26 protein-coding genes are annotated in these 26,848 nt (G+C 74.8%); 10 read left to right on the top strand and 16 right to left on the bottom strand.

Annotation, left to right across the window (positions count from 1 at the left end; all coding sequences use genetic code 11):
• Nucleotides 1–160: 160 nt before the first annotated feature.
• Nucleotides 161–1,213 (bottom strand): ribosome small subunit-dependent GTPase A, encoded by a 1,053-nt coding sequence (gene rsgA / locus ABZ793_RS14195; protein WP_357456796.1) that lies wholly within the window; start codon nucleotides 1,211–1,213, stop codon nucleotides 161–163.
• A 173-nt stretch (nucleotides 1,214–1,386) separates the two neighbouring features.
• On the opposite strand from rsgA, the gene ABZ793_RS14190 reads away from it, so the two are divergent.
• Together ABZ793_RS14190 and ABZ793_RS14185 are read left to right on the top strand one after the other, a co-directional pair.
• Nucleotides 1,387–2,103: a maleylpyruvate isomerase family mycothiol-dependent enzyme gene (locus ABZ793_RS14190; protein WP_350709176.1), complete on the top strand. Its 717-nt coding sequence runs from the start codon at nucleotides 1,387–1,389 to the stop codon at nucleotides 2,101–2,103.
• Between the two features lie 7 nt (nucleotides 2,104–2,110).
• Nucleotides 2,111–2,764 (top strand): MBL fold metallo-hydrolase, encoded by a 654-nt coding sequence (locus ABZ793_RS14185; protein ID WP_357456794.1) that lies wholly within the window; start codon nucleotides 2,111–2,113, stop codon nucleotides 2,762–2,764.
• Nucleotides 2,765–2,821: 57 nt separating this feature from the next.
• On the opposite strand, the gene ABZ793_RS14180 is transcribed toward ABZ793_RS14185, so the two are convergent.
• Both ABZ793_RS14180 and ABZ793_RS14175 read right to left on the bottom strand, forming a co-directional pair.
• Nucleotides 2,822–3,433, bottom strand: a complete 612-nt coding sequence (locus tag ABZ793_RS14180; RefSeq protein ID WP_350709180.1) for a VTT domain-containing protein — start codon at nucleotides 3,431–3,433, stop codon at nucleotides 2,822–2,824.
• Nucleotides 3,434–3,532: 99 nt separating this feature from the next.
• A complete protein-coding gene (locus ABZ793_RS14175; protein ID WP_357456847.1) occupies nucleotides 3,533–4,228 on the bottom strand; it encodes a 50S ribosomal protein L11 methyltransferase in 696 nt (231 codons plus the stop codon).
• 173 nt (nucleotides 4,229–4,401) lie between these two features.
• On the opposite strand from ABZ793_RS14175, the gene ABZ793_RS14170 reads away from it, so the two are divergent.
• Nucleotides 4,402–4,605: a cold-shock protein gene (locus ABZ793_RS14170; protein WP_007072071.1), complete on the top strand. Its 204-nt coding sequence runs from the start codon at nucleotides 4,402–4,404 to the stop codon at nucleotides 4,603–4,605.
• Nucleotides 4,606–4,654: 49 nt separating this feature from the next.
• Here the strand turns inward: ABZ793_RS14170 and ABZ793_RS14165 are convergent, their stop codons facing one another.
• From ABZ793_RS14165 to ABZ793_RS14145, 5 genes are all read right to left on the bottom strand, one after another.
• On the bottom strand, nucleotides 4,655–5,992 hold the full coding sequence (locus ABZ793_RS14165) for an MFS transporter (RefSeq protein ID WP_357456792.1): 1,338 nt from the start codon (nucleotides 5,990–5,992) through the stop codon (nucleotides 4,655–4,657).
• Nucleotides 5,989–6,564 carry a metalloregulator ArsR/SmtB family transcription factor gene (locus ABZ793_RS14160; protein WP_357456790.1) on the bottom strand — a complete coding sequence of 192 codons (576 nt, stop codon included), beginning with the start codon at nucleotides 6,562–6,564 and terminating at the stop codon, nucleotides 5,989–5,991. Before ABZ793_RS14160 ends, ABZ793_RS14165 begins: the two co-directional genes overlap by 4 nt.
• A gap of 125 nt (nucleotides 6,565–6,689) precedes the next feature.
• Entirely contained in the window at nucleotides 6,690–7,556 is an 867-nt protein-coding gene (locus ABZ793_RS14155; protein WP_357456788.1) for a hypothetical protein, read from the bottom strand.
• Between the two features lie 147 nt (nucleotides 7,557–7,703).
• A complete protein-coding gene (locus ABZ793_RS14150; protein ID WP_357456786.1) occupies nucleotides 7,704–9,410 on the bottom strand; it encodes a CocE/NonD family hydrolase in 1,707 nt (568 codons plus the stop codon).
• A gap of 4 nt (nucleotides 9,411–9,414) precedes the next feature.
• Nucleotides 9,415–9,930: a MarR family transcriptional regulator gene (locus ABZ793_RS14145; RefSeq protein ID WP_357456845.1), complete on the bottom strand. Its 516-nt coding sequence runs from the start codon at nucleotides 9,928–9,930 to the stop codon at nucleotides 9,415–9,417.
• Nucleotides 9,931–10,097: 167 nt separating this feature from the next.
• Between ABZ793_RS14145 and ABZ793_RS14140 the strand changes: the two genes are divergently transcribed.
• Nucleotides 10,098–12,227, top strand: a complete 2,130-nt coding sequence (locus ABZ793_RS14140; RefSeq protein WP_357456784.1) for an efflux RND transporter permease subunit — start codon at nucleotides 10,098–10,100, stop codon at nucleotides 12,225–12,227.
• Between the two features lie 94 nt (nucleotides 12,228–12,321).
• On the opposite strand, the gene ABZ793_RS14135 is transcribed toward ABZ793_RS14140, so the two are convergent.
• Nucleotides 12,322–13,719: a DedA family protein gene (locus ABZ793_RS14135; RefSeq protein ID WP_357456782.1), complete on the bottom strand. Its 1,398-nt coding sequence runs from the start codon at nucleotides 13,717–13,719 to the stop codon at nucleotides 12,322–12,324.
• Between the two features lie 135 nt (nucleotides 13,720–13,854).
• Between ABZ793_RS14135 and typA the strand changes: the two genes are divergently transcribed.
• Nucleotides 13,855–15,723 (top strand): translational GTPase TypA, encoded by a 1,869-nt coding sequence (typA, locus tag ABZ793_RS14130; RefSeq protein ID WP_357456780.1) that lies wholly within the window; start codon nucleotides 13,855–13,857, stop codon nucleotides 15,721–15,723.
• Nucleotides 15,724–15,796: 73 nt separating this feature from the next.
• Here typA and ABZ793_RS14125 read toward each other — a convergent pair whose 3' ends face one another.
• Nucleotides 15,797–16,462, bottom strand: coding sequence for a methyltransferase domain-containing protein (locus tag ABZ793_RS14125; RefSeq protein ID WP_357456778.1), 666 nt, complete (start codon nucleotides 16,460–16,462; stop codon nucleotides 15,797–15,799).
• 65 nt (nucleotides 16,463–16,527) lie between these two features.
• Between ABZ793_RS14125 and ABZ793_RS14120 the strand changes: the two genes are divergently transcribed.
• Nucleotides 16,528–17,388, top strand: coding sequence for a serine hydrolase (locus ABZ793_RS14120; protein ID WP_357456776.1), 861 nt, complete (start codon nucleotides 16,528–16,530; stop codon nucleotides 17,386–17,388).
• Nucleotides 17,389–17,395: 7 nt separating this feature from the next.
• On the opposite strand, the gene ABZ793_RS14115 is transcribed toward ABZ793_RS14120, so the two are convergent.
• Nucleotides 17,396–18,337, bottom strand: a complete 942-nt coding sequence (locus ABZ793_RS14115) for an NAD-dependent epimerase/dehydratase family protein (protein WP_357456774.1) — start codon at nucleotides 18,335–18,337, stop codon at nucleotides 17,396–17,398.
• A 108-nt stretch (nucleotides 18,338–18,445) separates the two neighbouring features.
• Here ABZ793_RS14115 and ABZ793_RS14110 point away from each other — a divergent pair, with 108 nt between their 5' ends.
• Nucleotides 18,446–19,150: a WHG domain-containing protein gene (locus tag ABZ793_RS14110; protein ID WP_357456772.1), complete on the top strand. Its 705-nt coding sequence runs from the start codon at nucleotides 18,446–18,448 to the stop codon at nucleotides 19,148–19,150.
• A 4-nt stretch (nucleotides 19,151–19,154) separates the two neighbouring features.
• Here the strand turns inward: ABZ793_RS14110 and ABZ793_RS14105 are convergent, their stop codons facing one another.
• Complete coding sequence (locus tag ABZ793_RS14105; protein WP_357456770.1) at nucleotides 19,155–19,961, bottom strand: tyrosine-protein phosphatase; 807 nt, start codon at nucleotides 19,959–19,961, stop codon at nucleotides 19,155–19,157.
• A gap of 125 nt (nucleotides 19,962–20,086) precedes the next feature.
• Between ABZ793_RS14105 and ABZ793_RS14100 the strand changes: the two genes are divergently transcribed.
• Nucleotides 20,087–21,184: a dipeptide epimerase gene (locus ABZ793_RS14100; protein WP_357456768.1), complete on the top strand. Its 1,098-nt coding sequence runs from the start codon at nucleotides 20,087–20,089 to the stop codon at nucleotides 21,182–21,184.
• Nucleotides 21,184–22,155, top strand: a complete 972-nt coding sequence (locus ABZ793_RS14095) for an NlpC/P60 family protein (RefSeq protein WP_357456766.1) — start codon at nucleotides 21,184–21,186, stop codon at nucleotides 22,153–22,155. The genes ABZ793_RS14100 and ABZ793_RS14095 overlap by 1 nt, the downstream gene beginning before the upstream one ends.
• 63 nt (nucleotides 22,156–22,218) lie before the next feature.
• Here the strand turns inward: ABZ793_RS14095 and ABZ793_RS14090 are convergent, their stop codons facing one another.
• The 3 genes from ABZ793_RS14090 to pnuC form a co-directional block, all read right to left on the bottom strand.
• Entirely contained in the window at nucleotides 22,219–23,220 is a 1,002-nt protein-coding gene (locus ABZ793_RS14090) for a TerC family protein (RefSeq protein WP_357456764.1), read from the bottom strand.
• A gap of 321 nt (nucleotides 23,221–23,541) precedes the next feature.
• Nucleotides 23,542–24,714 (bottom strand): AAA family ATPase, encoded by a 1,173-nt coding sequence (locus tag ABZ793_RS14085; protein ID WP_357456762.1) that lies wholly within the window; start codon nucleotides 24,712–24,714, stop codon nucleotides 23,542–23,544.
• Nucleotides 24,711–25,364, bottom strand: a complete 654-nt coding sequence (pnuC, locus tag ABZ793_RS14080; RefSeq protein WP_357456760.1) for a nicotinamide riboside transporter PnuC — start codon at nucleotides 25,362–25,364, stop codon at nucleotides 24,711–24,713. The genes ABZ793_RS14085 and pnuC overlap by 4 nt, the downstream gene beginning before the upstream one ends.
• 99 nt (nucleotides 25,365–25,463) lie before the next feature.
• Here pnuC and ABZ793_RS14075 point away from each other — a divergent pair, with 99 nt between their 5' ends.
• A complete protein-coding gene (locus ABZ793_RS14075) occupies nucleotides 25,464–25,757 on the top strand; it encodes an antibiotic biosynthesis monooxygenase (RefSeq protein ID WP_350709211.1) in 294 nt (97 codons plus the stop codon).
• Nucleotides 25,758–25,929: 172 nt separating this feature from the next.
• On the opposite strand, the gene ABZ793_RS14070 is transcribed toward ABZ793_RS14075, so the two are convergent.
• Complete coding sequence (locus ABZ793_RS14070) at nucleotides 25,930–26,790, bottom strand: helix-turn-helix transcriptional regulator (protein WP_350709213.1); 861 nt, start codon at nucleotides 26,788–26,790, stop codon at nucleotides 25,930–25,932.
• Between the last annotated feature and the right edge of the window lie 58 nt (nucleotides 26,791–26,848).

Here is a 26,848-nt window from a genome sequence, read left to right as displayed (position 1 = left end):
CGAAGCGCCCGCCGCGAAGCGCCCGCCGCGAAGCGCCCGCCGCGAAGCGCCCGCCGCGAAGCGCCCGCCGCGAAGCGCCCGCCGCGAAGCGCCCGCCGCGAAGCGCCCGCGGCCGGTCGAGCGCCACGCGCCGACCGGCCGCTGTCGCGCGACGACCCCGTCAGGGGCGGGCGGCCCGCCGGCGGGCGGAGCGCCAGCCGCCGCGCCGCTCGGCGGCCAGCCGCGCCTCGCGCCGCCGGCTCTCGTACGCCACCTCCCGCTGCAACCGGCGCCAGCTCTCCCAGCGCCGCGCCGGCAGCTCGCCGTTCTCCAGCGCCTCGCGCACCGCGCAGCCGGGCTCCCCGTCGTGCCCGCAGTCGGCGTACCGGCAGCCGGTGGCCAGCTCGGCGATGTCGGCGAACGCCCGGTCCAGCCCCGCCGAGCCGTCCAGCAGGCCCACGGCCCGCACCCCCGGGGTGTCCAGCACCGCCCCGCCACCGGGCACCGGGACCAGCGCCCGCCACGTGGTGGTGTGCCGGCCCTTGCCGTCGACGCGCCGGATCGCCTGGGTGGGCATCACCACGGCCCCGGCCAGCGCGTTGACCAGGCTCGACTTGCCGGCACCGGACGGGCCGAGCAGGCCGAGCGTGCGGCCGGGCGCCACCTCGGCGCGCAGCGGCTCCAGCCCGGTGCCGCGCTCGGCGCTGACAGCCAGCACCGGCACCCCGGGGGCGACGGCGGTGAGCTGGCGTGCCACCGCCTGCGGGTCGGCCGCCAGGTCGGCCTTGGTGAGCACCACCAGCGGCCGGGCGCCCGATTCGTGCGCCAGGGACAGCAGCCGTTCGATCCGGCCGATGTCCGGCTCCGGGTGCACCGGCTCCACCACCGCGGCGGCGTCCAGGTTGGCGGCCAGCACCTGGCCGCTGGCGTCCTTGCCGGCGGTCCGCCGGACCAGGGCGGTGCGCCGCGGCAGCACCGCCTCCACGGTCACGTTGCGGTCCGGCCAGGTGCCCAGCAGCACCCAGTCGCCGGCGCAGGGCAGGCGGGTCAGGTCCCGGGCGGCGGCGGCGAGGACCGCCCCGCCCAGGGTGGCGCGGACCGGGCCGTCCGCACAGAGCACGGTGCAGACGCCCCGGTCCACCCGGGCCACCCGGCCCGGGCGGTGGTCGTTGCGCCGTCGTACGTGTGCCGCCCGGTCGGCGTCCCAGCCGAGGGCGGTGATATCGATGGTCATGGCATTCCTTGTCGGTGTCGGAGCGGGTGGTGCACGCGTGCTGCGACCGGCAACGTCACCACCTCCTCCCCGACTTCCGGTGCCGCGTCCGACGCCGACGGTAGGGCGCGCGACGACGCGCCGAAAGCGATTTCCCCGGCGACTCGGGGCGGCCCGACGGTTAGGGTCGGTACGTGACCACTGATCCACTCCTGCTGACCGGCGAGGTGGACGCGGCCACGGACCGCCTGCTGCGGACCGCGGCCACCTTCGACGGTGCGGACATCGCCGCCGCCTCCCTGCTGCCCGGCTGGACCCGCGGGCACGTGCTGGCACACCTGGCCCGCAATGCCGACGGCTTCGTCAACCTGTTCACCGCGGCCCGCACCGGCGAGCCCGTCCCGATGTACGCCTCCGCGACGGCCCGGGAGGCCGACATCGAGGCCGGCGCTCCCCGGCCGCCCGAGGCCCACCTCGACGACCTGCGCCGCTCGGCCGACCGGTTCGCCGAGGCGGTCGCGGCGATGCCCGTCGAGGCGTGGGCGGGCACGGTCCAGACCCGGCGCGGCCCGTGGCCGACGGCCATGCTGGTCTGGGGCCGGCTGCGCGAGATCGAGGTGCACCACGTGGACCTCGACGCCGGTTACCGGCCGGCCGACTGGCCCGAGTCGTTCGGCCACCGGCTGCTGCACGAGGTCGCCGGCGACCTCGCCGGCCGCGCCGACGTGCCGCCGATGGTGCTGCGCTTCGACGGCAGCCGGCACGAGCTCGTCGTCGGCGACCGCTCGGCCGCGCCCACGGTCGCCGGCTCCGCCCCGGAACTCGCCGCCTGGCTGATCGGCCGCAGCCCCGGCACCGTGCTGGCCGTCACTCCTGACGGTCCCCTGCCGCAACCACCGGAATGGATATAGCCAGACCATGACCTACAGCGGAGACGTCACGCCCGGCGGTGTGCCGGCCGTACGCGAGCTCGACGCGCTCACCATCACCAAGGTGTCGGTGGGCCCGATGGACAACAACGCCTACCTGCTGCGCTGCCGGGCCACCGGCGAGCAGGTGCTGATCGACGCGGCGAACGAGGCCCCGCGCCTGCTCGACCTGGTCGGCGACGCGGGGCTGGGCACCGTGGTCACCACCCATCAGCACATGGACCACTGGGTGGCGCTGGAGGAGGTGGTCGCCAAGACGGGCGCCCGCCCGCTGGTGCACGCCGACGACGCGGCGGGGCTGCCGATCGAGGCGGAGACGCTGGCCGACGGCGACACCGTGCCGGTGGGCGACTGCGCGTTGGAGGTCATCCACATCAAGGGGCACACCCCCGGCTCGATCGCGCTGCTCTACCGCGACCCGGCCGGGACGCCACACCTGTTCACCGGCGACAGCCTCTTTCCCGGCGGGGTCGGCAACACCGACAAGGATCCGGAGCGGTTCGCCGCGCTGATCGACGACGTGGAGCACAAGCTGTTCGACCGGTTGCCCGACGACACCTGGTTCTACCCCGGCCACGGCAAGGACAGCACGCTCGGCGCGGAGCGCCCGGCGCTGCCCCAGTGGCGCGCCCGCGGCTGGTGAGCACCGGCGGGGCCGGGCACCTCGCGCGCCCGGCCCCGCTCCCCCGTTGGGCGGCGGTCAGCCCCCGGTGACCGCCCGCAGCCGGCGCCGCGTGCCCATCAGCACCACCCCCGCCAGCAGCAGCCCGACCGCCATGGTGACCAGCATCGGGCTGGACTCCCCGGGCAGCAGCCCGGCCAACGACCGCGAGGCGGTCCCCAGCACCAGGTAGAGCCCGGCCCACGCCGCCGCGCCGACCGTCGCGCAGCCCAGGAAGCGCCGGTACGACATCCGCAGCCCGCCCGCCGCCAGCGGCAGCAGCGCGTTGAACACCGGCAGGAAGGGCGCGATCAGCACCATCCGGCCGCCCCCGCGCCGCAGGATCCCCTCCGCCGCCACCCAGCGCTCCTCGCCGATCCACCCGCCGATCCGGCTGCGGCGCAGCCGGTCCCCGTACCGGCGGCCGGCGAGGAAGCTCAGCGACCACCCGGAAAGGCAGCCCGCCACCACGACGGCGAAGGTGGCGACGCCGGTGACCGGGCCGCCGACCCCCATGGCGGCCAGGATCGCCACGTCCCCCGGGACCAGCACGCCGAGCAGCGGTACGGCGTCGAAGAGCATCACCACCCCGAGCACCCCCATGAGCAGGGTGGTGGGAAGCTCTCCGACCTGGGCCAGCCAATCCGCCATGCCCCGTACGTTATGACCGCCCGGCCACCCCGGGCATCGGGTCCGATCCCCCACCGCCCCCTGGTATCCGGGTCGGGGTCGACCCTGAGGAGCCCGGGGTTACCGGGGGCGCAGCACCTGGACCCGCCGGACGGGTGTGTCGACGGCGGGCTCGGTGGTCGGCAGGACGTAACTCGTCACGGCCGCCAGCACGTCCGGCGGCAGGTGCCCCCGCCCGGGTTCGCCGACGAGCACGTCGGCGCCGGTGGCGGCGGCCCGGCGCAGGAAGGGCAGCACCCGCGCCGTCATCGCCTCGTCGTAGAGCACGTCCCCGGCCACCAGCAGGTCCACCTCGGACGGATCGGAGTCGAGCAGGTCGCCGTCGGTGGCCGCGACCGTCACCCGGTTGGCGCGGGCGTTGACGGTCACCGCCGCGACCGCGTACGGGTCGATGTCGTTGGCGACCACGTGGTCGGCGCCGGCGAGCGCGGCGGCGATCGCCACCAGGCCGGACCCGGCGGCCAGGTCGAGCACCCGCCGCCCGGCGGCGAGGTCGGGGTGGTCGAGCAGGTGACGGGCGAGGGCCTGCCCGCCGGCCCAGACCGAGGCCCAGTACGGCGGCGGCAGGGCGCGCCCGGCGTGGGCCTCCATCCGGGCCCACCACACGATGGCGTCCTCGGCCAGGTGCAGCCGCACCTCGGGCACGAACGGCGCCCGCACCAGCCGGAGCCGGTCCAGGCCACCGCCCGGAGCGTCGATCTCGCGCTCCAGTTCGGTCAACGCGACGGCTGCGGCACCTCTCACCGGCGCAAGCATGCCCCAGCGGGCCGGTCGCCGCGCGGCTTTCGCCCAGTGGCCCCCAGAGTTCACCACGCCGCCTACGGCACTTCGGCCAGCAGATCGGCGTTCGGCCGGTTACTGTCGGGGAGGTACCGGGCGATCATCGGTCGAGCACCGATGGTCACCCGCTTGGGAACAGGGAGAGATGCATGGCAACCGGCACGGTTAAGTGGTTCAACTCGGAAAAGGGCTTCGGCTTCATCGAGCAGGACGGCGGAGGACCGGACGTCTTCGTCCACTACTCGGCCATCGCGACGAGCGGTTACCGGGAGCTGAACGAGGGCCAGAAGGTCGAGTTCGAGGTGACCCAGGGGCAGAAGGGTCCGCAGGCGGACAACGTCCGCCCGATGTAGATCCGTGCCGGTGGCGGCGGCCGGGAGCCGGCCGCCGCCGCAGCGCGTTTCAGGGCGCCTCCGGCGCGGCGGGCAGGTCCCGGCGCCGCCGCAGCGGCCCGACCAGCAGGATCACCGGGGTGAGCGCCAGCCAGCCGGTCGTCACCGCGATCGCGGTGCCGGTCCCGTACGCCGCGCCGACCGCCCCGGCCAGCAGCGCGGCCAGTGGGATCGTGCCGTAGTTCAGCATCTGCATGCTCACCGTGACGCGGCCCAGCAGGTGGTGCGGGGTGTAGGTCTGCCGGAAGCTGCCCTTGACCACGTTGCCCACCGCCACCCCGAGGCTGAGCAGTATGCCGCCGACCGCCGGCAGCACCAGCGCGCCCCCTGGGCCGGCGAGCGGGATCAGCAGCGCCGGTGGCCCGCTGAGCGCCCCTGCCAGCAGCAGGGCCCGGGCGGTGCCGAGGCGCCGGCCGATCCTGGTGGCCAGCAGCGCGCCGACGATGCCGCCGAGACTCATCACCGCGACCAGCCCGCCGACCGACGCGGGCGCGAGGCGCGCCTCCCGGACGAGGAAGACCACCAGGACGGCCTGGTAGCCGACCAGCCCGACGTTGCTGGCCGCGCCGAAGACGGTGAGCGCCCGCAGGTAGGGGTCCCGGGCGACGAACCGGATCCCCTCCCCGATCTCGCGTCGCAGCGACCGGGACCGCCGCACGCGCCCGGGAGGCTCTTCGACGGCGCGGATGCGCAGCAGGCAGACGGCGGAGAACAGGAAGCTCAGCGCGTCGAGCAGCAGCGCCGTGACCGCTCCGGCGAGCTGCGCGACCCCGCCGGCGAGCCCGGGGCCGAGCACGTAGCTCGCGGTCTGGGTGGCCTGGAGCTTGGCGTTGCCCTCCGGCACCTGCTCGGGTCGCAGCAGCACGGGCAGGTAGACCTGGTCGGCGGTCTCGAAGAAAACCCGGGCCAGGCCGGCGCCCAGCGCGACCACCAGCAGCTGCCCGACGGTCAGCACGCCGAGCAGGGCGGCGACCGGGACGCTGAGGAACAGCGCCGCGCAGACCAGGTCGCAGGCGATCATCAGGGGCCGGCGCGGCAGCCGGTCCACCCAGGCGCCGACCGGCAGGCCGACGAGCAGCCAGGGCAGCCAGGAGGCGGCGGTGAGCACCGCGACGCCGAAGGCGCCGGCGTCGAGCACGGTGACCGCGACCAGGGGCAGCGCCACGGTGGTGACGTTGCTGCCGACGGCGCTGGCCGTCTGCCCGGCCCAGAGCAGCCGGAAGTCCCGGTGCCGCAGCAGGCCGCCGCGTCGTACCCCCGGGTCGCCCGCAGGGCGCGGCGCGGGCGCCGGCGGGGTCTCGCCGGCGGCGGGGGTACGGGGCGGCGCGGCGCCGACGGCCCGCGTCACGGCGTGGCCGGAATGCCGTAGGCGAAGAGGAAGACCGGTTCGCGTTTCCGCCCGTCGTCGGGCACCTTCCGGTCGGCCCACCGGGCGAGCAGGTCGTTCACCTCGCGCCCCAGCTCGGCGAGTTCCTCGTCGGTCAGGTGCAGCCAGCGGTCGGTGGAGAACGGCCCCGAGGGCCAGGCGGCCTGGCCGGCCTCGTCGGTGGCGTGCCAGGCGCGGGCGAGGGCAACGTGCCGGTCCAGGTTGAGCGAGGTGGCGGCGTCGGCGACCGCCCGGGCGGCGGGGTCGGCGTCGAAGTCCGACTGGGACCAGCGCACGCCCCGGCTGACCAGGCGCCACCAGCGTTCGCGGCGGTCGCGGGCCAGCTCGGGCGCCTCCTCGAGCAGCTCGGCGCCGGCCAGCACCCTGAGGTGGTGGCTGACGTTCGCCGGGGCCTGGTCGGTCCGCTCGGCGAGCTGGCCGACGGTCGACGGGCCGTGCACCTTGAGCACGTCCATCAACCGGCGACGCAGCGGGTGGGACAGCGCGGCGAGGACCCGCGAGTCGGTGACCTGGCGCACCTCAGGGTTCGTCATGCCGCCACTCTGACATCAGCAACGACAGTTGCGCACGAACTATTGCGCAACTGTCGTTGCTGGTTCCGTCCCGGCGGGCGTTCGACACCCCGCTCACGCTGTCACGGCGGTCGGTCGATGGCGGGTCAGGCGGCCAGCCGGCGGCCCAGCTCGTCGGCGACCTGCGCGGCCATGGTGGCGGGGATCGCCGCGGCGATCTTCTCGGGGGTGAGGGTGGCGAGCACGCCCGCCACGATCGCCTGCTCGTCGGTGAAGTCCTTGCCGGACAGCGCGGTGAGCTGCGCGACGAGCGCGTCGAGCCGCTGCATCGTGTAGTCCAGCTTCGCCACGATGCTGTTGCTGGCCTTCTCGGGGCCGCCCGCGTCGGGGTCGACGCTGCGCCCCATGCTCGACCCGCCGTAGAACATGCCGGCGTAAATGCTGTTGATCTGGCTCTCGGCCTGTGCGCTCATGTCGTCCTCCAGAAGTCCGATGGCGGTCAGGTAGCGGCGGAACAGCGGGGTCTGGTCGCGTCCCGCCTTGATCGAGTCGCGGAAGAAACTGAAGTGGGTGTGCCACAGGTGCGAGTCGTCCCCGCTCGTTCGCTTGCGCAGGCGGTCCCACCGTCGGACGACCCTGCCGTCCGGGGAGTAGATGATCTCCCTGATGTCCCGGCTGTCCGGGGTGTCGGCGACGCACTGCGCCACGCACCAGCTGGAGAAGGTGCGCAGGTCGTGCGTACGGCCACCGGAGCGGACCTGGAAGAGGCCGACGTCGAGCGCCGCCGCGTCGAGGGTCAGGCCGGCAGAGTCGCGTGGCGACTCGACGACGGAGTAGTCGTTGGTCACCACCCGGTCGGAGCCGCAGTGGTAGCCGCCCCGGTGGGCGGGGTCGCCGACGATGCCGACCTCGGCGGGTTCGAGGTCCTGGCTGCGGCTGGTGTCGGGGTCGATGTCAAGGTGGTCGAGCAGCAGACGGCGGACGGTCAACAGGTTCTCCGGTGCCCGCGTCATGGGATTCCCCCTTGCGGATGGTCGGGGGCCGGGCACGACGGTGACACCGCGTAGGCGGTGTGGGGCCGCACGCGCGGGCCCGGCCGAGTGGTGCACAGCGCCGGGCGTTGGCCCAACCATAGCGCCACCGATGAATGAACGCCCAGCTCAGAAGGGGTTTTCTCGACTGGCAGAAAGCTGCGTGGCGGTCGCCATGATCGGCAGGACCACTGCGGACGGTCGCTGCGGGTCGTGCAGGATCTCTCGCCATCCGGCACGGAGGGTGACGGCAGCACCGAGGGCTTCGCCGGTGCCGGGGTTGCGCGCGTAGCGCGGATGGGCGCCGCCGGAGACCTGGACCCGCAGCCGGTGCCCGGACGCGAACCGGTGTGCCGTGGGCCAGAGCTCCACCGGCACGCGCACCGCGCCTGCCGGATCGGTGGGGTACCGGCCGGGCGCGACGCGGACCAGCCCGTCGCAGACGTTCCAGGACCGGCCGCGCCGGTCCACGTCGCACAGTCGCACGAAGACGTCCAGGTGGGACAGTTCGCTGCGGAGGTGGATCTCGGCGCGGACCGGGCCGATCACCTCGACGGGCGCATCGAGCGGGGCGCTGGTGAAGGTCAGCACGTCGGGTCGGGCCTCGACCGGGCGGTTGTCCACCGGCCCGGCACGCTGGGCGACGAGCAGCGGCCCGCCGAGCGAGGGCGTCGGGTCGGCCGGGTCGTAGCGGAAGCGATCCGGCGCCGACGGGACCGGCGCCGCGGTGCCCAGCCGGCCGCCCGGGTGCAGGTGCCACCGGACCGGCACGGCCGGCGGGGGCCAGTCCGGCAGGTCACGCCAGCCGCCACCGGCCCCGCCGACGTGCACCCGGACCGGGGCCGCCCGGCCGGCGGCGGTGCCCCGCCGCTCCGCCCGCTGCGGCGGGCGGCCGGCGAGGTGCTCGTCGAGCCAGTCCAGCCCCTCGCGCAGGGCGGCGACGAACAACCCCGGGCTGCCGTGGGTCCACGGCCCGACGGTCAGCCGGGGGTGGGCACCGGCCGCGCGCAGCGCCGCGAAGTCGCGCAGCTGCGCCGGCAGGAAGATGTCGTGCCAGCCGGTCACCATCGCCACCGGGGCGCGGACCTCGGCGATCCGGTCGCCGAAGACGCGGTCGCGCCAGTAGCCGGCGTCCGGAGTGTGGTGGCACAGCCACTCCTGGAAGAACGGCACCGTCACGCCGGTGGCCACGCGGTCCGCCTCCAGCAGCGGCAGGTGCGCCAGCGCCGCGGTGAGCCGGGGCTGGCCGCGCTTGAGCTCCCACTGCCGGGCCAGCCACGGCACGGTCTGCGCCTGGAGCAGCTCCGCCCAGGTGAGGACCGTGTCCAGGGCGAAGGACTCCCCGGCGTACGTCGAGTCGCGGGTGCCCGAGGCGGTCACCACCGCGACCATCGCCCGCAGCTCCGGTCCCGCGTCGGCGGCCAGGGCCCACTGCACGAAGCCCTGGTAGCTCGCGCCGAACATGCCGAACGCGCCGGACCACCAGGGCTGGCGGCGTAGCCAGTCGAGGGTGTCCAGGCCGTCGTCACGTTCGTGCACCAGCGGGTCGAAGGTGCCGCCCGAGCCGAACGTGCCGCGGCAGGACTGGATCACCACGTGGAAGCCGCGCTCGGCGGCCAGCCGGCCGAGCAGCCGCATCGGCCCGCCCCGCCCGTAGGGGGTGCGGATCAGCACGGTGGGCGCGCCCGGCAGGTCCGGGGCGTAGTGGTCGGTGCGCAGCGGCACACCGTCGCGGACCCGCACCGCGATGCCGCGGGTGACGGTGACCCGCCGGGTGCGCGCGGGCGGCAGCCGCAGCGCGGTGGCGGCGAGCCGGACGGCCGGCCGGTCGAGCACGACGTCAGCCCTTCGCGCGCCGGGGCGGCTCGTCGCGGGCGGCCCGGACGGTGTCGCGGTGCTCCCGCATCGAGGCGGTCATCGCGGCCATGAACCGGTGCACGACCTCCAGCTCGTCGTCGCCGAAGCCGGCCATCACCTCGTCGGTGCGCCGGCCCAGCGGGCGGAAGAAGTCCGTCGCCAGCGCCGCGCCCCGCTCGGCGTAGTGCAGGAAGACCTTGCGCCGGTCGGTGGTGTCGCGGTCGCGGCGGATGTGCCCGGCGCGCTCGAGCCGGTCGATCAGCGCGGTGACGGATCCGGAGGAGAGGCTGAGCTGCTCGCCGAGGCGCCCGGGGGTGATCGGCTGGCCGGCCAGCTCGGCGTCCATCACCGCGATCAGCGCCTGCAGGTCGGTGGCGCCCAGCCCGTGCAGGTTGGCGAAGGCGTGCCCGACGTGCTGCGCGTCGACGGAGTAGCGGCGCAGCTCGGCCGCGATCTCGGCGATCAGCTTCTCGCGGCGGGTGTCGCGCCGCCGGTACATGCCGTGGCCTGTCACGTCCGCCCGCTTCCTCCCGCCGCCGCTGCGGTTGCAGCATAGCTCAGCGGCCGATAATCTCGATGATCGAGATACTCGGCGGTCGGCATACTTCCGGTGGCGGCGAGGTCTTGCGTCGAAGCAGTCCCGTCGAGAGACCGTGAGGGCATCCGATGTCTGTGTTCACCCGTGTGGCCCGCGGACGACTGGCCGCGTGGCTCACCGTGGTCGCCGCGATCGTCCTCGGCGCGGCCGTCTTCGGGCTGCCCAAGCCCGACAACCCGGCTCCCGTCTCCGCCACCGGCCTGTCCGTCGAGTGGCAGTCGACCCAGGTGGAGCGCCTCCAGGACCAGTTGCCCTCTCGCGACGTCCAGCCGGCGATCGTCGTGGTCAGCCGCGCCGACGGCGGGCCGCTCACCGAGGCCGACCGCGCGGCGCTCACCGGGCAGTCCGGCGACCTCGGCCGGTTCGCCGCCGGCGGTCGCGTCAGCCCACCGCAGGTCTCCCCCGACGGCACCGTCGCGCTCGTCGCCGTGCCGCTGCCCACCGGCGGCGGGCAGGAGGAGGTCGCCGGCCGGGTAGACGAGCTCCGCGCCTCCCTGGACGACGTGCCCGAGACGCTCACCGTCGAGGTGACCGGCGGGCCCGCGTTCACCACCGACCTGACCAAGGTCTTCGACGGCGCCGACACCACGCTGCTCGTCGTCACCGCCTGCGTCGTCGCGCTGCTGCTGCTGATCACCTACCGCAGCCCGTTCCTGTGGATCGTGCCGCTCGTCGTCGTCGCGGCGACCGAGCAGCTCACGCTGCGCGCCCTCGACACGATCGTCCCGGCGGTCGGCATCAACCTGCCCGGCGGCGCCGTCACCGGCATCGCCAGCGTCCTGGTCTTCGGCGCCGCCACCGACTACGCGCTGCTGCTCATCGCCCGCTACCGGGAGGAGTTGCGCCGCGAGGAGGACCGCTTCGTCGCGATGCGCGCCGCGCTGCGCCGCACCGCCGAGCCCATCCTCGCCAGCGGCTTCACCGTCGTGCTCGGCGTGCTCACCCTGCTGCTGTCCGAGCAGGAGCTGAACCGGGCCCTCGCCGTGGCCTGCGCGACGGGCGTCGTCCTCGCCATGCTCTCCGCGCTGTTCGTCCTGCCCGCCGCACTGGTGATCTTCGGCCGCGGCCTGTTCTGGCCGTTCGTGCCCCGGGTCGGCGGCGCGGTCCGCGAGGGCCGGCTGTGGGGCCGGCTCGGTGCCGCCGTCGAACGCCGTCCGGTGCCGGTCGCCGTGCTCGCGACGCTGCTGCTCGCGGGGCTCGCCCTCGGCGGGCTCGGCATCCGCACCGGCCTGTCCGAAACCGAGCAGTTCCGGGTCAAGCCCGAGGCGGTGGCCGGCGCGGAGACCCTCGCCCGCGCCTTCCCCGCCGGGACGACCCAGCCGGTCGCGGTCCTGACCACCCCCTCGGCGGTACGGGCCGTCACGGACGCCGCCGCGGCCGTGCCCGGCGTCGCCTCGGCACGGCCCGGCGAGGCGGGCGCGCGGGTCGCCCAGGTCGACGTCGTGCTCGACGCGGAGCCCGGCACCGCCGCCTCCGACCGCACCGTCGAGGCGCTGCGCGACGCGGTCGCCGCCGTGCCCGGCTCCGCCCCGCCCGCGGTCGAGGGCGCCGCCGCGTTCGACGGGGCCGTCGTGGGCGGCCCGGTCGCCGCGACCTACGACTCGGGCGAGGCCGACGGCAGGGACCTGCGGCTCATCCTGCCGGTCATCCTGCTGCTCGTCGGCGCCGTACTCGTGCTGCTCCTGCGCGGCCTGATCGCGCCGGTGCTGCTCGTGCTCACCGTGATCGCGTCGTTCTTCGCCAGCATCGGCGCGTCGTGGCTGATCTTCGACCACGTGCTCGGGTTCCCCGCGCTGGACAGCGGCGTGCTCCTGCTCGCCTTCGTGTTCCTGGTGGCGCTGGGGGTCGACTACAACATCTTCCTCGTCACCCGGGCCCGCGAGGACGCGCGGCGCACCGGCACCCGGGACGGCATGCTGTCGGCCCTGCGGGTAACCGGCGGCGTCATCACGAGCGCCGGCATCCTGCTCGCGGCGGTCTTCGCCGTGCTGGGCGTCCTGCCGCTGATCCTGTTGACCCAGATCGGGATCATCGTCTGCATCGGCGTCCTGCTGGACACCCTGCTCGTCCGGACGGTCCTGGTGCCGGCGCTGGCGTTCGCGCTCGGCGACCGCTTCTGGTGGCCGGGCCGGATCGCCCCCGAGCCCGCCACGGCCGACGCCCCGGCCCACCCGGAGCCGGCGGCGGCCCGGGACTGACCGACGCGATCCGGGGCCGTGGCGCGACCTGGCCCGCCGGGTCGGGGTAACCCATTGGCGACGTCACGGCCCCGGCAGGGGCTACGCACCCGGGTCAGGCGTCGGCGCGCACCGCCGCCGGTTCCGGTTCCGCCGCGGCGTCGCCCACCGCCCGGTCGCGGGTGGCCCAGGCCACCACGAACAACACCGTCCACGCCACCCCGAGCAGCACCGCCGTGGCGCTGCCGCTGGCGGTGCTCCACCCCAGGTAGAGGCGGGCGCCGACGATGCCGACCGTCCCGGCCGCCGCGCCGGTCCAGGCGGCCACCGCCACCGGCCAGCGCGCCCCGCGCGACACCAACCAGGCGAGGGTGCAGAGGCTGGCCGCCACCACGGCGTTCTGCGTCGGGAACAGGGCAGGGTCCCGGCCCCCCGGGCCGCCGGCGGCCGGCCCCGTCAGGTCGACCACCACGGCGAGCACCACCAGCGGCACGAACGCCCCCACCGTGCCGACCACGCTGAGCAGGTCGGCCCGCCAGGGCCGGTTGCGCCAGGCCAGCACCGCGGCCACGACGGCCACCAGCACGATCAGCGCCGACCCGCGCAGCGCCGAGACGACCGCCAGCGTGACCTCGACCGCCCCCGGCGTACGCCGGTCGGCGAACCAGTCGGCGATGGCCCCGTCGATCACCGCCAGCCCGCTGTGCCGGACCACCGCCCCCAGCACCCAGGCGATGGCGAACCCCGCCACGAAGAGCAGCAGCAGCCCACCGACCAGGTTGATCAGCAACGTCCAGGCCGGCCCGACGTGCATGGTGAGCAGGAAGAACAGCACGCCGTAGCGGCCGCTGAGCCAGCGCACCGGCCGCAGCCCGGCGGCCCGGGACGCCAGCGCCCGCGCCGGGTCCGGGTTGCGGCCCAGCCACCGCCCCGCCAGCACCACCGCGACCAGCGCGGCCACCAGCACCAGCACGGCGCCGGTGGCCCGCCCCAGCAGCCGGGAGACCGTCTCGTACGACTCGCCGGCCAGGTTGCCGGCCAGCACCGAACCGCCCACCCAGGTCACCACGCCGGCGAGGTTCCACGGCGCGAAACGCCGGTACGGCATCCCCGCCGCGCCGGCCAGCCGGGGCACCAGGGTGCGGGCGAAGGCCACCCAGCGGGCGGTCAGCACGCCACGCCCGCCCAGCCGGCCCAGCATCGCGTCCGCCCGACCCCACCGCTCGTGGCCCACCCGGGCCCCGAGCCGGCCGGCCCGCAGCCGGGGCCCGTACCGCCGGCCGGCACGGAACGCGAGTGTGTCCCCGATCACGGCTGCAAGGATCATCACCAGCAGGGCCGGCGCGAGCCGCAGCGTCCCCGCGTACGCTAGGAAACCGACCAGCAACAGGGTCGCCTCGCCCGGCACCAGCAGACCGAAGATCACGGCGGTCTCCCCCGCGACGATCATCGCGGCGATCACATAGATCAGCAGGGGCGGCAGGCCCTGCAGCCAGGTCAGCAGGTCGTGCATCGGGCCCCCATTCCCACGGGGGTCAGCATGCCAGGCGCTGAAACGGTCGGAACATCAGTTTCGGCAGAGATCCGGGCCATCTGGGGGGAGACCCCGACGCGTGCCCCGGCAACCGCAGACAGGAGTATGAAGCGTATGCAGCTTCGCACCGACCTCCGCAACGTCGCCATCATCGCCCACGTCGACCACGGCAAGACGACCCTGGTCGACGCCATGTTGCGGCAGGCCGGCGCCTACGGCGCCCGCGGCGAGGTAACCGAGCGGGTCATGGACTCGATGGACCTCGAACGGGAAAAGGGCATCACCATCCTGGCCAAGAACACCGGCGTGCGGTACCTGCCGGCGGACGGCTCCGACCCGGTGACCATCAACATCATCGACACCCCCGGCCACGCCGACTTCGGCGGCGAGGTCGAGCGCGGCCTGACCATGGTCGACGGGGTGGTGCTGCTGGTGGACGCCAGCGAGGGCCCCCTGCCGCAGACCCGGTTCGTGCTCCGCAAGGCGCTCAAGGCCCGCATGCCGATCATCCTCGTGATCAACAAGGTGGACCGTCCCGACGCCCGCATCAAGGAGGTCGTGGACGACACCTACGAACTCTTCCTCGACCTGGACGCCGACGAGGAGCAGATCGACTTCCCGATCGTCTACGCCTGCGCCCGCGACGGCATCGCCTCGCTGACCCAGCCCGCCGACGGCGCGGTCCCGGACGACAGCCACAGCCTCGAGCCGCTGTTCCGCACCCTGCTCGACACCATCCCGCCGCCCGCGTACGAGGAGGACGCGCCGCTGCAGGCGCACGTCACGAACCTCGACGCGTCCCCGTTCCTCGGCCGGCTGGCGCTGTGCCGGGTGCGGCAGGGCACCATCAGCAAGGGTCAGACGGTGGCCTGGTGCCGCACCGACGGCAGCACCCAGCGGGTCCGCATCTCCGAGCTGCTGATGACCGAGGGCCTGGAGCGCAAGCCGGCCGACTCGGCGGGCCCGGGCGACATCATCGCGGTCGCCGGCATCCCCGAGATCATGATCGGTGAGACCCTGGCCGACGCGGAGAACCCGCAGCCCCTGCCGCTGATCACCGTCGACGAGCCGGCCATCTCGATGACCATCGGCACCAACACCTCGCCGCTGGTCGGCCGGGTCAAGGGCGCCAAGGTCACCGCCCGCATGGTCAAGGACCGGCTCGACAAGGAGCTGATCGGCAACGTGTCGCTGCGGGTGCTGCCCACCGAGCGCCCGGACGCCTGGGAGGTGCAGGGCCGCGGCGAGCTGGCCCTGGCCATCCTGGTCGAGCAGATGCGCCGCGAGTCCTTCGAGCTGACCGTGGGCAAGCCGCAGGTCGTCACCAGGGAGATCGACGGGAAGACCTGCGAGCCGGTCGAGCGGCTCACCATCGACGCCCCCGAGGAGTACCTCGGCGCGATCACCCAGCTCCTCGCGACCCGCAAGGGCCGGATGGAGCAGCTGGTCAACCACGGCACCGGCTGGATCCGGATGGAGTGGCTGGTCCCGGCCCGCGGCCTGATCGGCTTCCGCACCGAGTTCCTCACCGAGACCCGGGGCACCGGCATCCTGCACCACGTGTTCGAGTCGTACGAGCCGTGGTTCGGCGAGCTGCGCACCCGCAACAACGGCTCGCTGGTCGCCGACCGCTCGGGCGCGGTCACCGCGTTCGCGATGACCAACCTCCAAGAGCGCGGCCAGCTCTTCGTCGAGCCCGGCACCGAGGTGTACGAGGGCATGATCGTCGGGGAGAACTCCCGCTCCGACGACATGGACGTCAACATCACCAAGGAGAAGAAGCTGACCAACATGCGCTCCTCCACGGCCGACGAGACCGAGAAGCTGATCCCGCCGCGCAAGCTGTCGCTGGAGCAGGCCCTCGAATTCTGCCGCGAGGACGAGTGCGTCGAGGTCACCCCGGCCGCCGTCCGGATCCGCAAGGTGGTGCTCGACCAGACCGCCCGCGGCCGGGCCGCCGCCCGCCGCAAGCACGCCGGCTGACGTACGACCGCAGCCGTCCCGGAGCCCGGACCGCCCCGCGCGGTCCGGGCTCCGCCCGTTCACGACGCCCGGGTCAGGCGGGGCGGATGGCGAGGAAGGCGAAGAGGTCGGGCACCGGGCCGGAGCCGGACTCGGCCGTGCGGACCAGGGTCAGGCCGGCGTCGGTGACCGCGTTGAGCAGGTCGGCCAGCGGGACGTGCCACGCGCCCACACGCACCCGCACCCCGTGCGGCGTCCACGCCCGGAAGCTGCGCTCCCGGTCGCCGTAGCCGCCGTCGACCACGATCCGCTCCGCGTCGGACCGGTCGGCGAACGCGCCGACGAAACACGGGTGCACTCCGACGTGGACGAACCGCCCGCCGGGCGCGAGCACCCGGGCCGCCTCGGCGAGCACCGCCGCGTAGTCGGGCACGTCGGTGTGGGCCAGCACGCACGCCACCGCCGGCACCGAGCCGTCGGCGACCGGCAGCGCCGCCGCGTCGGCGCGGGCCACCGGCAGGCGCAGCCGGGCGTGCCGCAACTGCCCGCCCGACAGGTCGACCCCCACCGGGTGCCACCCCAGCCGGCGCAGCTCCGCCGCCTGCAGGCCGGTGCCGCAGCACAGGTCGAGGCAGCGGCCGGCGCCGGCGCCGAGCAGGTCGCGCAACCGGCCGCGGACCCGGGTCATGTAGTCGCTGGACGTGTCGGCGGCGAACGCCTCGTACCAGTCGGCGTGCGCGTCGTAGGCGGCAACCGTCATCCCCGCACGGTACGACCGATCGCCCCGTCCCGCCGACCCGCCGGTGATCCGCTACGGTCAGCCGCATGACCTGGGACGAGCTCGACGCCCACCTGGACGGGGTGCCCGGCACCGTGTCGGCGTACGTGGGGCGGCCCGGCGCCGACCCCGCCTGGACCCGGCACGCCGACGCCACCCACTACGCGGCCAGCACCATGAAGGCGGCGGTGCTCGTCGCGCTGCACCGGGCCGCCGAGGCCGGCACCCTCGACCTGGACACCCCGGTGCCGGTGCGCAACGAGTTCGACTCGGCGCTGCCCGGCGCGCCCCGGTTCTGCTGCGCCCGCCACTACGACAACGACGAGGCCGTCTGGGAGCGGGTCGGCGACAGCGCGCCGCTGCGCTGGCTCGCCCACCGGATGATCGTCCGCTCCAGCAACCTTGCCACCAACATCGTCATCGGCCACGTCGGCCTGCCGGCGGTGGCGGAGGTCTGGGCGCTTGCCGGGGCCCGGCACAGCGTCACCGGGCGGGGCATCGAGGACTTCGCGGCCCGCGAGGCGGGCATCACCAACCTGGTCACCGCCGCCGACCTGGCCGCCCTGCTCGGCGCGCTGGCCACCGGGGCGGACACCCCGGGGCCGCTCGCCTCGCCGGCCGGCTGCGCCGCCATGCTCGACGTGCTGTTCGCCCAGGAACACCGCGAGGACCTCGCCGCCGGGCTACCCGAGGGCACCCGCATCGCGCACAAGAACGGCTGGGTGCACGGCGTGCGGCACGGCGCCGGGGTGGTCTTCCCCGACGACGCGCCGGCGTACGCGGTCGTCGCCTGCACCACCACCGACCTCGCCGACGGCGGCCCCGACGGCGACGAGGCGGAGGACGACGCGTGCCGGCTGATCGCCGGGATCTCCGCCGCAGCCTGGGCCGCCCGACACGACCTGTGACGGCCGCTCAGCCGGCCGGGGCCAGCGCCGCGCGGAACCAGTCGACGGTGGCCGCCAACGCCTCCGCGAGCGGCGTGGGCCGGACCCCGAACCGGGTCTCGAACGCCGTGGAGTCCATCACCTGCGGCTCCCGGTACTGGTAGAACAACTCGGCGTACTCGCGCATGAACGCCTCGTCGAACGGCCCCCACGGCCGGGGCGAGTCCAGCACGTCGACGGCGAACGGGCGGCCCACCAGACGCTCGACGATCCGGTGCACCTCGCGGGTGGTGGGCGCCGGCGCGGCGGGCAGGTGCCAGACCCGCCCGGCGGCCTCCGGGTGGTCGCCGAGCAGCGCCAGGCCGTCCGCCACGTCGGGCAGGTAGCTATAGCTGTGCGGCAGGTCGATGTCGCCCAGCGCCAGCGCGGTGCCGCCGGTCAGCGCGGCCGGGAAGACGGTGCCGCCGAGGCTGGAGTTGAACACGCCGGGCCCGAAGAAGTCCGCCGAGCGGCCCATCACGACGGACACCTGACCCCGCCGGTGCGCGTCGAGGTACGCCGCGTCCAGGTCGGCCCGCATCCTGCCCTTGCGGCTCACCGCCCGCCACGGCGTCTCCTCGGTCATCACCGACCCGCCGGTCGGCCCGTACGGGTAGAGCGTGTCGAGCACGACCAACCGCGCGCCCGCCGCCGCAGTCGCGGCCAGCACGGCGCGCTGCATGCGGGGCATCACCTCGACCTGCTGCGCGTAGGGCACGTTCGCACAGTGGTGGACGACCGTGGCGCCGGCCAGCGCGGCGATGGCCTGCCCCGGGTCGGTGAGGTCGGCGGCGAGGCGCTCGGCGCCCGGCACGGCGGCCTCGCCGCGCCGGCTGACGATGCGGACCCGACGGCCCTGGCCGGCCAGGTGCGCGGCGAGGGTGGTGCCGGCCGGCCCGGCACCCAGGACGACGTGCAGTTCTCCGGACATCTCGACTCCTAATTGTTATAGGTCATCGCGTTGGTTAGATCCTCTAACCGGAGTTATGATCTGTCAACAGTGCCGCGTGTCACGCGGCCGACCGGACGGAGAGACGACGTGCCGAAGACCGACGACGGCCCGCGCGGGAGGTACCGCGCCCAGGTGCGCTCCGAGATCAAGCGCGCCGCCCTCGACCAGGTCGCCGCCGGCGGGGCGGCCGCCGTCGCGCTCAACGCCATCGCCAAACGGCTCGGCGTCTCCGGTCCGGCCCTCTACAAGTACTTCGGCAGCCGCGACGAACTGCTCACCGAACTGATCCTCGACGGGTACGCCGACGTCGCCGCCGCCGTCGCCGAGGCCGCCGAGGCATCGGCCGGGCAGCCCGCCCGCGACCGGCTGCACGCCCTCGCGGCGGCATTCCACGCCTGGGCGGTCGCCCACCCGCAGACCTACCTGCTGCTCACCGGCCCGCCGAGCCCCACCTACCAGGCCCCGCCCGACACCGTCGACCGGGCCCGGGCGGTGCTCGGCCCGTTCCTCGGCGTCCTCGCCCAGGGCCGGCCCGCTCCCCGGGCCACCGCCCTGCGCGACCAGCTCACCCGGTGGTCCGCCGACACGCCCGAGGTGGCCGCCTGGGTCCGGGCGTACGCGCCCGAGGCCGACGCCGGGGCGGCACTGGCCGCAGCCGTCACCGTCTGGACCCGCCTGCACGGCGTCATCGGACTGGAGGCGGTCGGCCACTTCGCCGGGATGGGCTTCGCGCCGGCGACCCTGCTCCGCGCCGAGATCGACGCGCTCGCCGACGCGTACGGGCTGCCGTGAGCCGTCACTCCAGCAGGTGTGCCCGCAGCGCCGCCACGACGTCGTCGGTGATCCCGAGCCCGTCGCGCAGGTACGCCCCGAACGAGCCGTGCACCCGGCGCACCTCGCCGTACGCGGCGTCGAGGTATTCCTCGCGCACCTCCAGCACCGGGCGCACCGCCGCGACGTCCAGCCCCGGCTGCCGGCGGCGCATCGCCTCCAGGAGGACCTCCCGCAGGCTCTCGGTCAGCGCGTTGTTCGCCAGGTAGTCCGTTCGGATCGCGGTCTCGTCCACGCCGAGCGCGCTGAGCAGCAGCACCGTCAACCAGCCGGTGCGGTCCTTGCCGGCCGAACAGTGGTAGACCAGCGGCAGGTTCCGCGCCTCCGCGGCCAGCCGGACCGCCGCGCCGAAGCTCTCCCGCGCCGACTCCCCCGTGACGAACCAGCGGTAGATCGCCGCCATCGCCGCCGGGGTGCCCTGCTCGGCCAGGGCCGCGTACGCGCCCAGGTCGTGCCCGAGCAGCACCGCCGAGACGTACGTGAAGACGGGGTGCTCGGCGTCGTGCACCGGCAGGTGCACCACGGTCGGCTCACCCGGCAGCCGGTCCGGCGGGGCGACCACGATCTCCGAGCGGTCCCGCAGGTCGACCACGCAGGCCGGGCCGAGCTTCGCCAGCACCGGCAAGTCCTCGTCGGCCAGCCGCCCCAGCGCCGGGGTGCGGATCAGCACGCCCGGCCGCACCCGCCGGCCGTCCACGCCGACCAGCCCGCCGAGGTCCCGGGCGTTCGGCGCGCCCACCAGGTCCCAGTTCCGCTCGCTACGCTCACTCATGCCGGCACTCCGCTCCGCTCCGTGCCACCATGAGGCACCACCGCACCGCACCCGATGATTCGCTCGCTACGCTCGCTCATGCCGGCCTCCCCTTCGCCCGTGCGTGTCCGTATAGGGTGCCGGACATGACGATCGCCGCGGTGCGCACCCACCGGCTCTCCGCCCCCCTGCACACCCCGTTCGTCACCGCGCTGCGCCGCACCACCACCGTGGAGACCCTGGTGGTGGAGGTCGTCGACACCGACGGCCGCTCCGGCTACGGCGAGGCGCCACAGGTGTGGCAGGTGACCGGGGCGTCGGTGGCCGGCTCCGAGGCGTGCGTCCGCGACCTGCTCGGCCCGGCGCTCACCGGGCGGGACGCCGACGACCTGGTGGCCCGCTGCACCGAGGTGCAACGGGCGGTCGCCGGCAACGAGGCGGCGAAGGCGGCCGTCGACGTCGCCCTGCACGACCTGGCGGCGCGGCGGCTCGGCGTACCGCTGGTGCGGCTGCTCGGCGGCACGGCCCTGCGGGTCCCCACGGACGTCACGCTCGCCGCGGGCGACGCGGTAGACCTCGCGGCGGCGGCCCGGCAGCGGCAGGCGGAGGGCTTCGGCGTGCTCAAGATGAAGGTGGGCACCGACGCGGCCGGCGACCTGGAGCGGGTCCGCGCCGTGCGGGCGGCCGTCGGCCCGGACGTGCGGATCCGGCTCGACGCCAACCAGGGCTGGACCCCGCGCGAGGCGGTCCGGGTGATCCGCGGCGTCGAGGACGCGGGGCTGGACGTGGAGCTGGTCGAGCAGCCGGTCCCGCGCTGGGACCTCGACGGGCTGGCCTGGGTCAGCGACCGGGTGGACGTGCCGGTCCTCGCCGACGAGTCCGTCTTCGGCGTCCGCGACCTGGTCGAGGTCATCCGCCGCCGGGCCGCCGACATGGTCAACGTCAAGCTCGCCAAGTGCGGCGGCCTGCACCCCGCCCGGACCCTGCTCGACCTGGCCGCCGCGCACGGCCTCGGCACCGTCGTCGGGTCGATGATGGAGAGCCAGGTGGGCATCGGCGCCGCCGCCAGCCTGGTCGCCGCCTACGGCACCACGGCCGTCGCCGACCTGGACGCCGCGTGGTGGCTGGCCCGGTCGCCGGTGCGGGACGGCCTCCGGTACGACGGCGCGACCGTCGTGCTGCCGGACGCGCCGGGCCTCGGCGTGACCTCCGTGACTGAAGCAAAGATGCAGACTCGTGATTGATGACTGGCGGAAACTTTCATAGGGTCGCGGGAACGATCGAGCTGGGGGTGGACGTGGAGCTGCAACCGGGCCGGGAGGCCGTGGTCCGGGTCGCCGTCGCGACCCTCTGGACCGCCCCCGAGGCGGTACGACCCGTCGACGGTCCCGCCCTGGCCGCGCGCACCGACATCGCGGCCTGGATCTCCGGGATGGACACCGACCAGCAGGTCGGCGACTGCGTGCTGAGCCAACTGCTGCTCGGCGAGCGGGTGCTCGTCACCGACGTGCGCCCGGACGGCTGGGCGCAGGTGGTGGCCGTCGAGCAGCCGGCCCCCGGGCTGCACCCGCGCGGCTACCCCGGCTGGCTCCCCGCCGAGCAGCTCGCCCCGGGCGCGGGCCCCGCCGACGCCGAGCCGCTCGTGGTCGACGCCACCGTCACCGCCCTGCGCACCGCCCCGGGCGGCGCCGAGGTCGTACCCGGGGTGGTCCTCGGCACCCGGCTGGCCCCGGCCGGCCCGGCGGTCGACGGCTGGCGCCCCGTGCACGCGCCCGGTCACGCCGACCCGCTCTGGCTGCCCGCCGCCCACGCCGTGCCGGTGCCCACCACGCCCCCGTCGGCCGGGGAGGTGCTGGCCGTCGCCCAGCGGCTGGTCGACGTCGTCTACATCTGGGGCGGCGTGTCCGCGTACGGCATCGACTGCTCCGGCCTGGTCCACCTGGCCTGGCGGCGGCTCGGCGTGCTGCTGCCGCGCGACGCCGACGACCAGGCCGCGGCGACCACGCCGGTGCCGTTGGGCACGGAACGCCCCGGCGACCTCTACTTCTTCGCCCGGCCCGGCCGGAAGATCCACCACATCGGCATCGTCACCGCCGACCCGCGTCCCGGCGACGACCGGCGGATGCTGCATGCCTGCTACCTGCAGCGCCGGGTGCTGGAGGAGCGGCTGCCGGCCGAACGCACCGCCACCCTGGTCGGCGCGCACCGGGTCTGACCCGCGTACGGCACGAGGGGGCGCTCCCGGACCGGGAGCGCCCCCTCGTCGCGCGGGTACGCCTCAGCGGCGGGCGTCGGACAGCAGGCGGCGCCGGTCGTGGGAGGACTTGACCAGGCTGGCCACGGTCGCCACGGCGAGAGTGCCGAGGATGACCGTCAGCGAGAGCCAGATCGGGATGTGCGGGGCCCAGGAGACGGGCTCCCCACCGTTGACGAACGGCAGGTTGTTGTCGGCGAGCGCCTCCAGCACCAGTTTCACGCCGATGAAGCCGAGCACCACGGCCAGGCCGTAGGTGAGGTAGATGAGCCGGTCCAGCAGGCCGCCGAGCAGGAAGTAGAGCTGCCGCAGACCCATCAGCGCGAAGACGTTGGCGGTGAAGACCAGGTACGGCTCCTGCGTGATGCCGAAGATCGCCGGGATCGAGTCGAGCGCGAAGATCAGGTCGGTGGTGCCGATGGCGATCATGACGATCAGCATCGGGGTGAACATCCGCTTGCCCTTCGGCGAGTGGGTGGTCAGCTTGGCGCCGTCGTAGTCCTTCGAGATCGGCAGCGCCCTGCGGCTCCACCGGATCAGCACGTTCTCGTTGAACTCGTCCTCGTCCGGCTCGCCCTCTCGGGCCAGGTTGATCGCGGTGTAGATCAGGAACGCCCCGAAGATGTAGAACACCCAGGAGAACTGGGTGATCAGGGCCGCGCCGGCGGCGATGAACCCACCCCGCATGATCAGCGCCAGCACGATGCCGATGAGCAGCACCTTCTGCTGGTACTGCCGGGGCACCCCGAACCGCGCCATGATGATCACGAAGACGAAGAGGTTGTCGACCGAGAGGCTGTACTCGGTCAGCCAGCCGGTGTAGAACTGCCCGGCCGCGCTCGCCCCGGAGGTCAGCCAGACGCCGGCGCCGAAGATCAGGGCCAGGCCCACGTAGAAGCCGACCCACAGGCTCGACTCACGCACGCTCGGCTCGTGGGGGCGCCGACCGATGATCAGCAGATCCACGAGGAGGATCGCGGTCAGTACGACGAGGGTCGCCGCCCAGACCAGTCCCGACACGTCCAAGGTTCATTCCTCCGGCAGACACGCAACGACGGGCACACCGTACGCCCTCGGTGGGCGCGGTGTGCCGGCGACGCTGACTCTGGTGACTGTCGGAGGTCTCTTCCGTCACCGTCCTGCGGGCGGTGACCGACGGGGCCGGGTCGCGCACCGGGGACCGATGCTCGACCGTGCTGACGACTCCGTCACGGGGGAATACTCCCCTCCTCGTCCGCCATTCTTGCCCACCGCGCCCAGCGACCGCACCCCGGGCTGCCCGTGTCTTCGCCCACCGGCAGCCGCCGACCGTCCCGGTGAGGCTGAGCGCACTCTGCGTAGAGCGTCCTAGGAGGCTAGGTGCTCCTGGATGGCGGGGCCGCGCGGCTCCGCCGGCGACCCGCCGGGCACCAGCGGGTCGGCCAGCGGCCAGCCGGCCGCGAGCAGCGCGTCGCAGGCGGCCACCGCGCGGGCCAGCCGCTCCGGATGCGGGCCGGTCAGCTCGACCACCGGCGCCCCGCACCCGGCCAACTCCGTCCGGAACCGCCCGGTCATCCACGCCCGCAGGTGCTCCCCGTCGCGCAGCCCGTCGTCGTCGAAGGGCACCCCGACGTGGTCGGTCAGCAGGTACAGCGCGGGCCGCCGGGCCGCCGCGCCCACCTCCGCCGACGCCGACCCGAGGTAGCGCTCCTCCCACACCGCGGTGGCCCGGGCGTCGGTGTCGCAGAACAGCAGCGGGCCGCACGACCGGGCCGCCGCGTCCTCCGCCGCCTGCTGCTCCCGAACCACCTCGGCGAAGTCGTCGCGGTCCCAGGTCACGTCGAAGATCGTGGCCGCCGGGTCCCGCTCGCGCAGCCGGGCCAGCTTCCGTTCGGTCAGCTCCCGGCCGTACTCGGGAACCCACCGGGTGCCGTAGTGCTCCGCGAGGGCGGCGGCCATCGTGGTGGTGCCGGTGGACTCCGCGCCGACCACCACCACCCGCCGCACGAACCACGCCCGCACCGGCGCGCTGAGCCGGTCCCAGTGGCCTGCCGGGTCCGCGCGCACCGCCGTCCCGGAGACCGGCACGCGCCGCCGCCCCTGGTCCACGCACACGCCGACAGCGTCGAAGCGCCGGGCCAGTTCCTCGCCGTACGTCTCGGAGGAGAAGACGGCGTCCACCCGCCGCCCGCCCAGCGCCTCGCGGAACACCGCGCAGTGCAGGTCCCACACGGCCGGGTCGGCGTAGTCCACCGGGTGGTCGTCGTACCGGCCGACGAAGCGGACCCACGGGGTGGCCGCGTGCACCTCGCGCAGCCAGTCCAGCCGCAGCGCGAGCGGGATCGACTCCCGGCGCGACGGCGCCACCACCACGGTGACGGCCGCGCAGCGGGCGGCGGCGGCCTCGATCAGCGCGTGGTGGCCGGCGTGCGGCGGATAGAACTTCCCCACCACCAGCCCGTGCCGGAACTCCGGCGCCGCCGGCCCGGCCGCGCCGCCGCCCGCCGCCGGGCGTTCGTCGGCCGGCGCCGGGCCCGTCACGCCGCCACCGGGGCCGGACCGGACGGCGCCCGGGTCGCGCCGGCGCCGCGCCGCAGGTCCGCCCGCCACTCGCGCAGCCCGAGCACGCAGAGGCCGAGGAAGATCAGGTAGAGCGCCGCCGTGAGGTACAGGCCCTTGTAGGCGTACAGCGGGATGTAGATCAGGTCCGCCGCGATCCACAGCCACCAGCTCTCCACCCGCTTGCGGGTCTGCCCGTACGTGGCCAGCAGCGACAGGGCGGTGGTCAGCGCGTCCGGCAGCGGCACCGTCGAGTCGGTGGCCCGGTCCAGCAGCGCCCACAGCGCGCCGGTCAGCGCCACCCCGGCCAGCCCCAGCGCCCACCACTCCCGGCGGCTCGTCCCGCGGACCGTCAGCCGGCTGCGCCGCTCGCCGCCGTAGAGCCACGCCCACCACCCGTACAGGCCCAGGACGACGTAGACGACCTGGAGGCCGGCGTCGGCGTACAGGCCGGCGGTCCAGAACAGCAGCATCAACAGCAGCACGTTGGCGATGCCGACCGGCCAGTTGGCGATCCGCTGCCGGGCCACCAGCCAGACGTTGAGCACCCCGGTAGCGAAGCCCAGTAGCTCCGCGCGGGTGGTGCCGGTGCCCGCCACGGTGAACGCCGTGCCGGTGAGCCAGTCGATCATGCCTCTCCCCTTTCCGCGCGCCCACCCTAGATCCGCCCGACCACCGGGAACAGGCCCCCGCGACGGCGGGCCGCCGGGGCGACGTGAAAGGCTGCGGCCATGGTGCTTGAGGTCGCGCTCATCGACGTACTGCCGGGACACGAGGACGAGTTCGCCGCCGCGTACGCCAAGGGGCACCCGGTGCTCGCCGGGACGCCGGGCTGCCGGTCGGTGCGGATGACCCGGGGCGTGGAGTCCCCGTCCCGGTTCGTGCTGCTGGTCGAGTGGGACTCGGTCGAGGCGCACAACGACAACTTCCGGGGCACCGAGCGCTTCACGCAGTGGCGGGCGCTGATCGGCCCGTACTTCGCCAACCCGCCGCTGGTCGAGCACTTCGTGGACGTGCCGGCCTGAGGTTGTCATACCCCTGACCTACCCTGCGCGGTGCACGCGCCGGCTGCCGGTCCCGACGGGCTCGGGGGCGCCGGGCCCGGTGGCCGCGCGGCGATATCCGGCGGGCGGCGCCTCGGCCGCGCTGCTCGCCCGCGGCCGGGTCAGTCGGCAGGCATCGCCGCCTCGGCAGGGATCACCCGGCGGCACGCCGGCTCAGCGCCGCGCTCGTCTCCTCAGGGCTGAGCGCCGCGTCCAGCAGCCAACCGGTGAGCTGGTCGTAACGGTCGACGTCGGCCGTCGTCGCCAGGCGCACGTCGGTGGTCAACGCCTCCAGCATCACGGTGCGGGGGTCGGCCGGGTCGGGGAACGAGTAGCAGGAGTACGGCGTGAGCGGCTGCGCCCCGCCCCGCGCGGCGACACCCCGGGGCAGCAGCCGGATCGTCACGTGCGGCAGGCCGGCCAGGTCGACCAGGAACCGCAGCTGCTCCTGCCGCACCTGCGGCGGGATGTCGTCGGCTTCGCAGGCCGCCTCGGCGATCACCGCCGTGTAGCGGGGCGGATCGGTGCGCCGCAGCACCTCGTGCCGCATCGCGCGGGCGCGCACGTCGGCCTCCACGTCGACGGTCGGGTCGAGCAGCCGGCCGGCGGCGATCCGCAACCGGGCGTACGCCGGGGTCTGGAGCAGCCCCGGCACGACGGCGGGCTGCCAGTCCACGATGGCCGCCGCTCCCGCCTCCAGCTCGGCGTAGGTGCGCTGCCGCTCCCCCATCTCCCCCAGCGCCTTCCACCAGCCCCGGCTGGTCGCGGCGTCGCGGGCGATGACGATGAGCGCTTCCCGCTGCGGCGGCGGCACCTCGTAGACGTCGAGCAGATCGAGGACGTCGGCGAGATCCGGCCGGCTCTGCCCCAGCTCGATGCGGGACAGCTTGGAGGTGGACGCCCAGCCGAGCCGGTCGCAGACCTGCTCCAGTGTCAGCCCTTCCCGCCTGCGCAACTGGCGCAGCTCGGCGCCCAAGCGTGCGCGTCGAATGACCGGACTCGTTGGCAACGGCATCCCCGCCTCCCCACCGAGGGAGAGTACGCACGACGATCACCCAGCGCAATAGTTTGCT

Origin of the sequence: Micromonospora sp. NPDC047465, assembly GCF_040643125.1 — a bacterium.
Lineage (GTDB): Bacteria > Actinomycetota > Actinomycetes > Mycobacteriales > Micromonosporaceae > Micromonospora.
The sequence above is the reverse complement of the archived record's forward strand: the minus strand, read 5'-3'. Positions and strand labels throughout refer to the sequence as shown.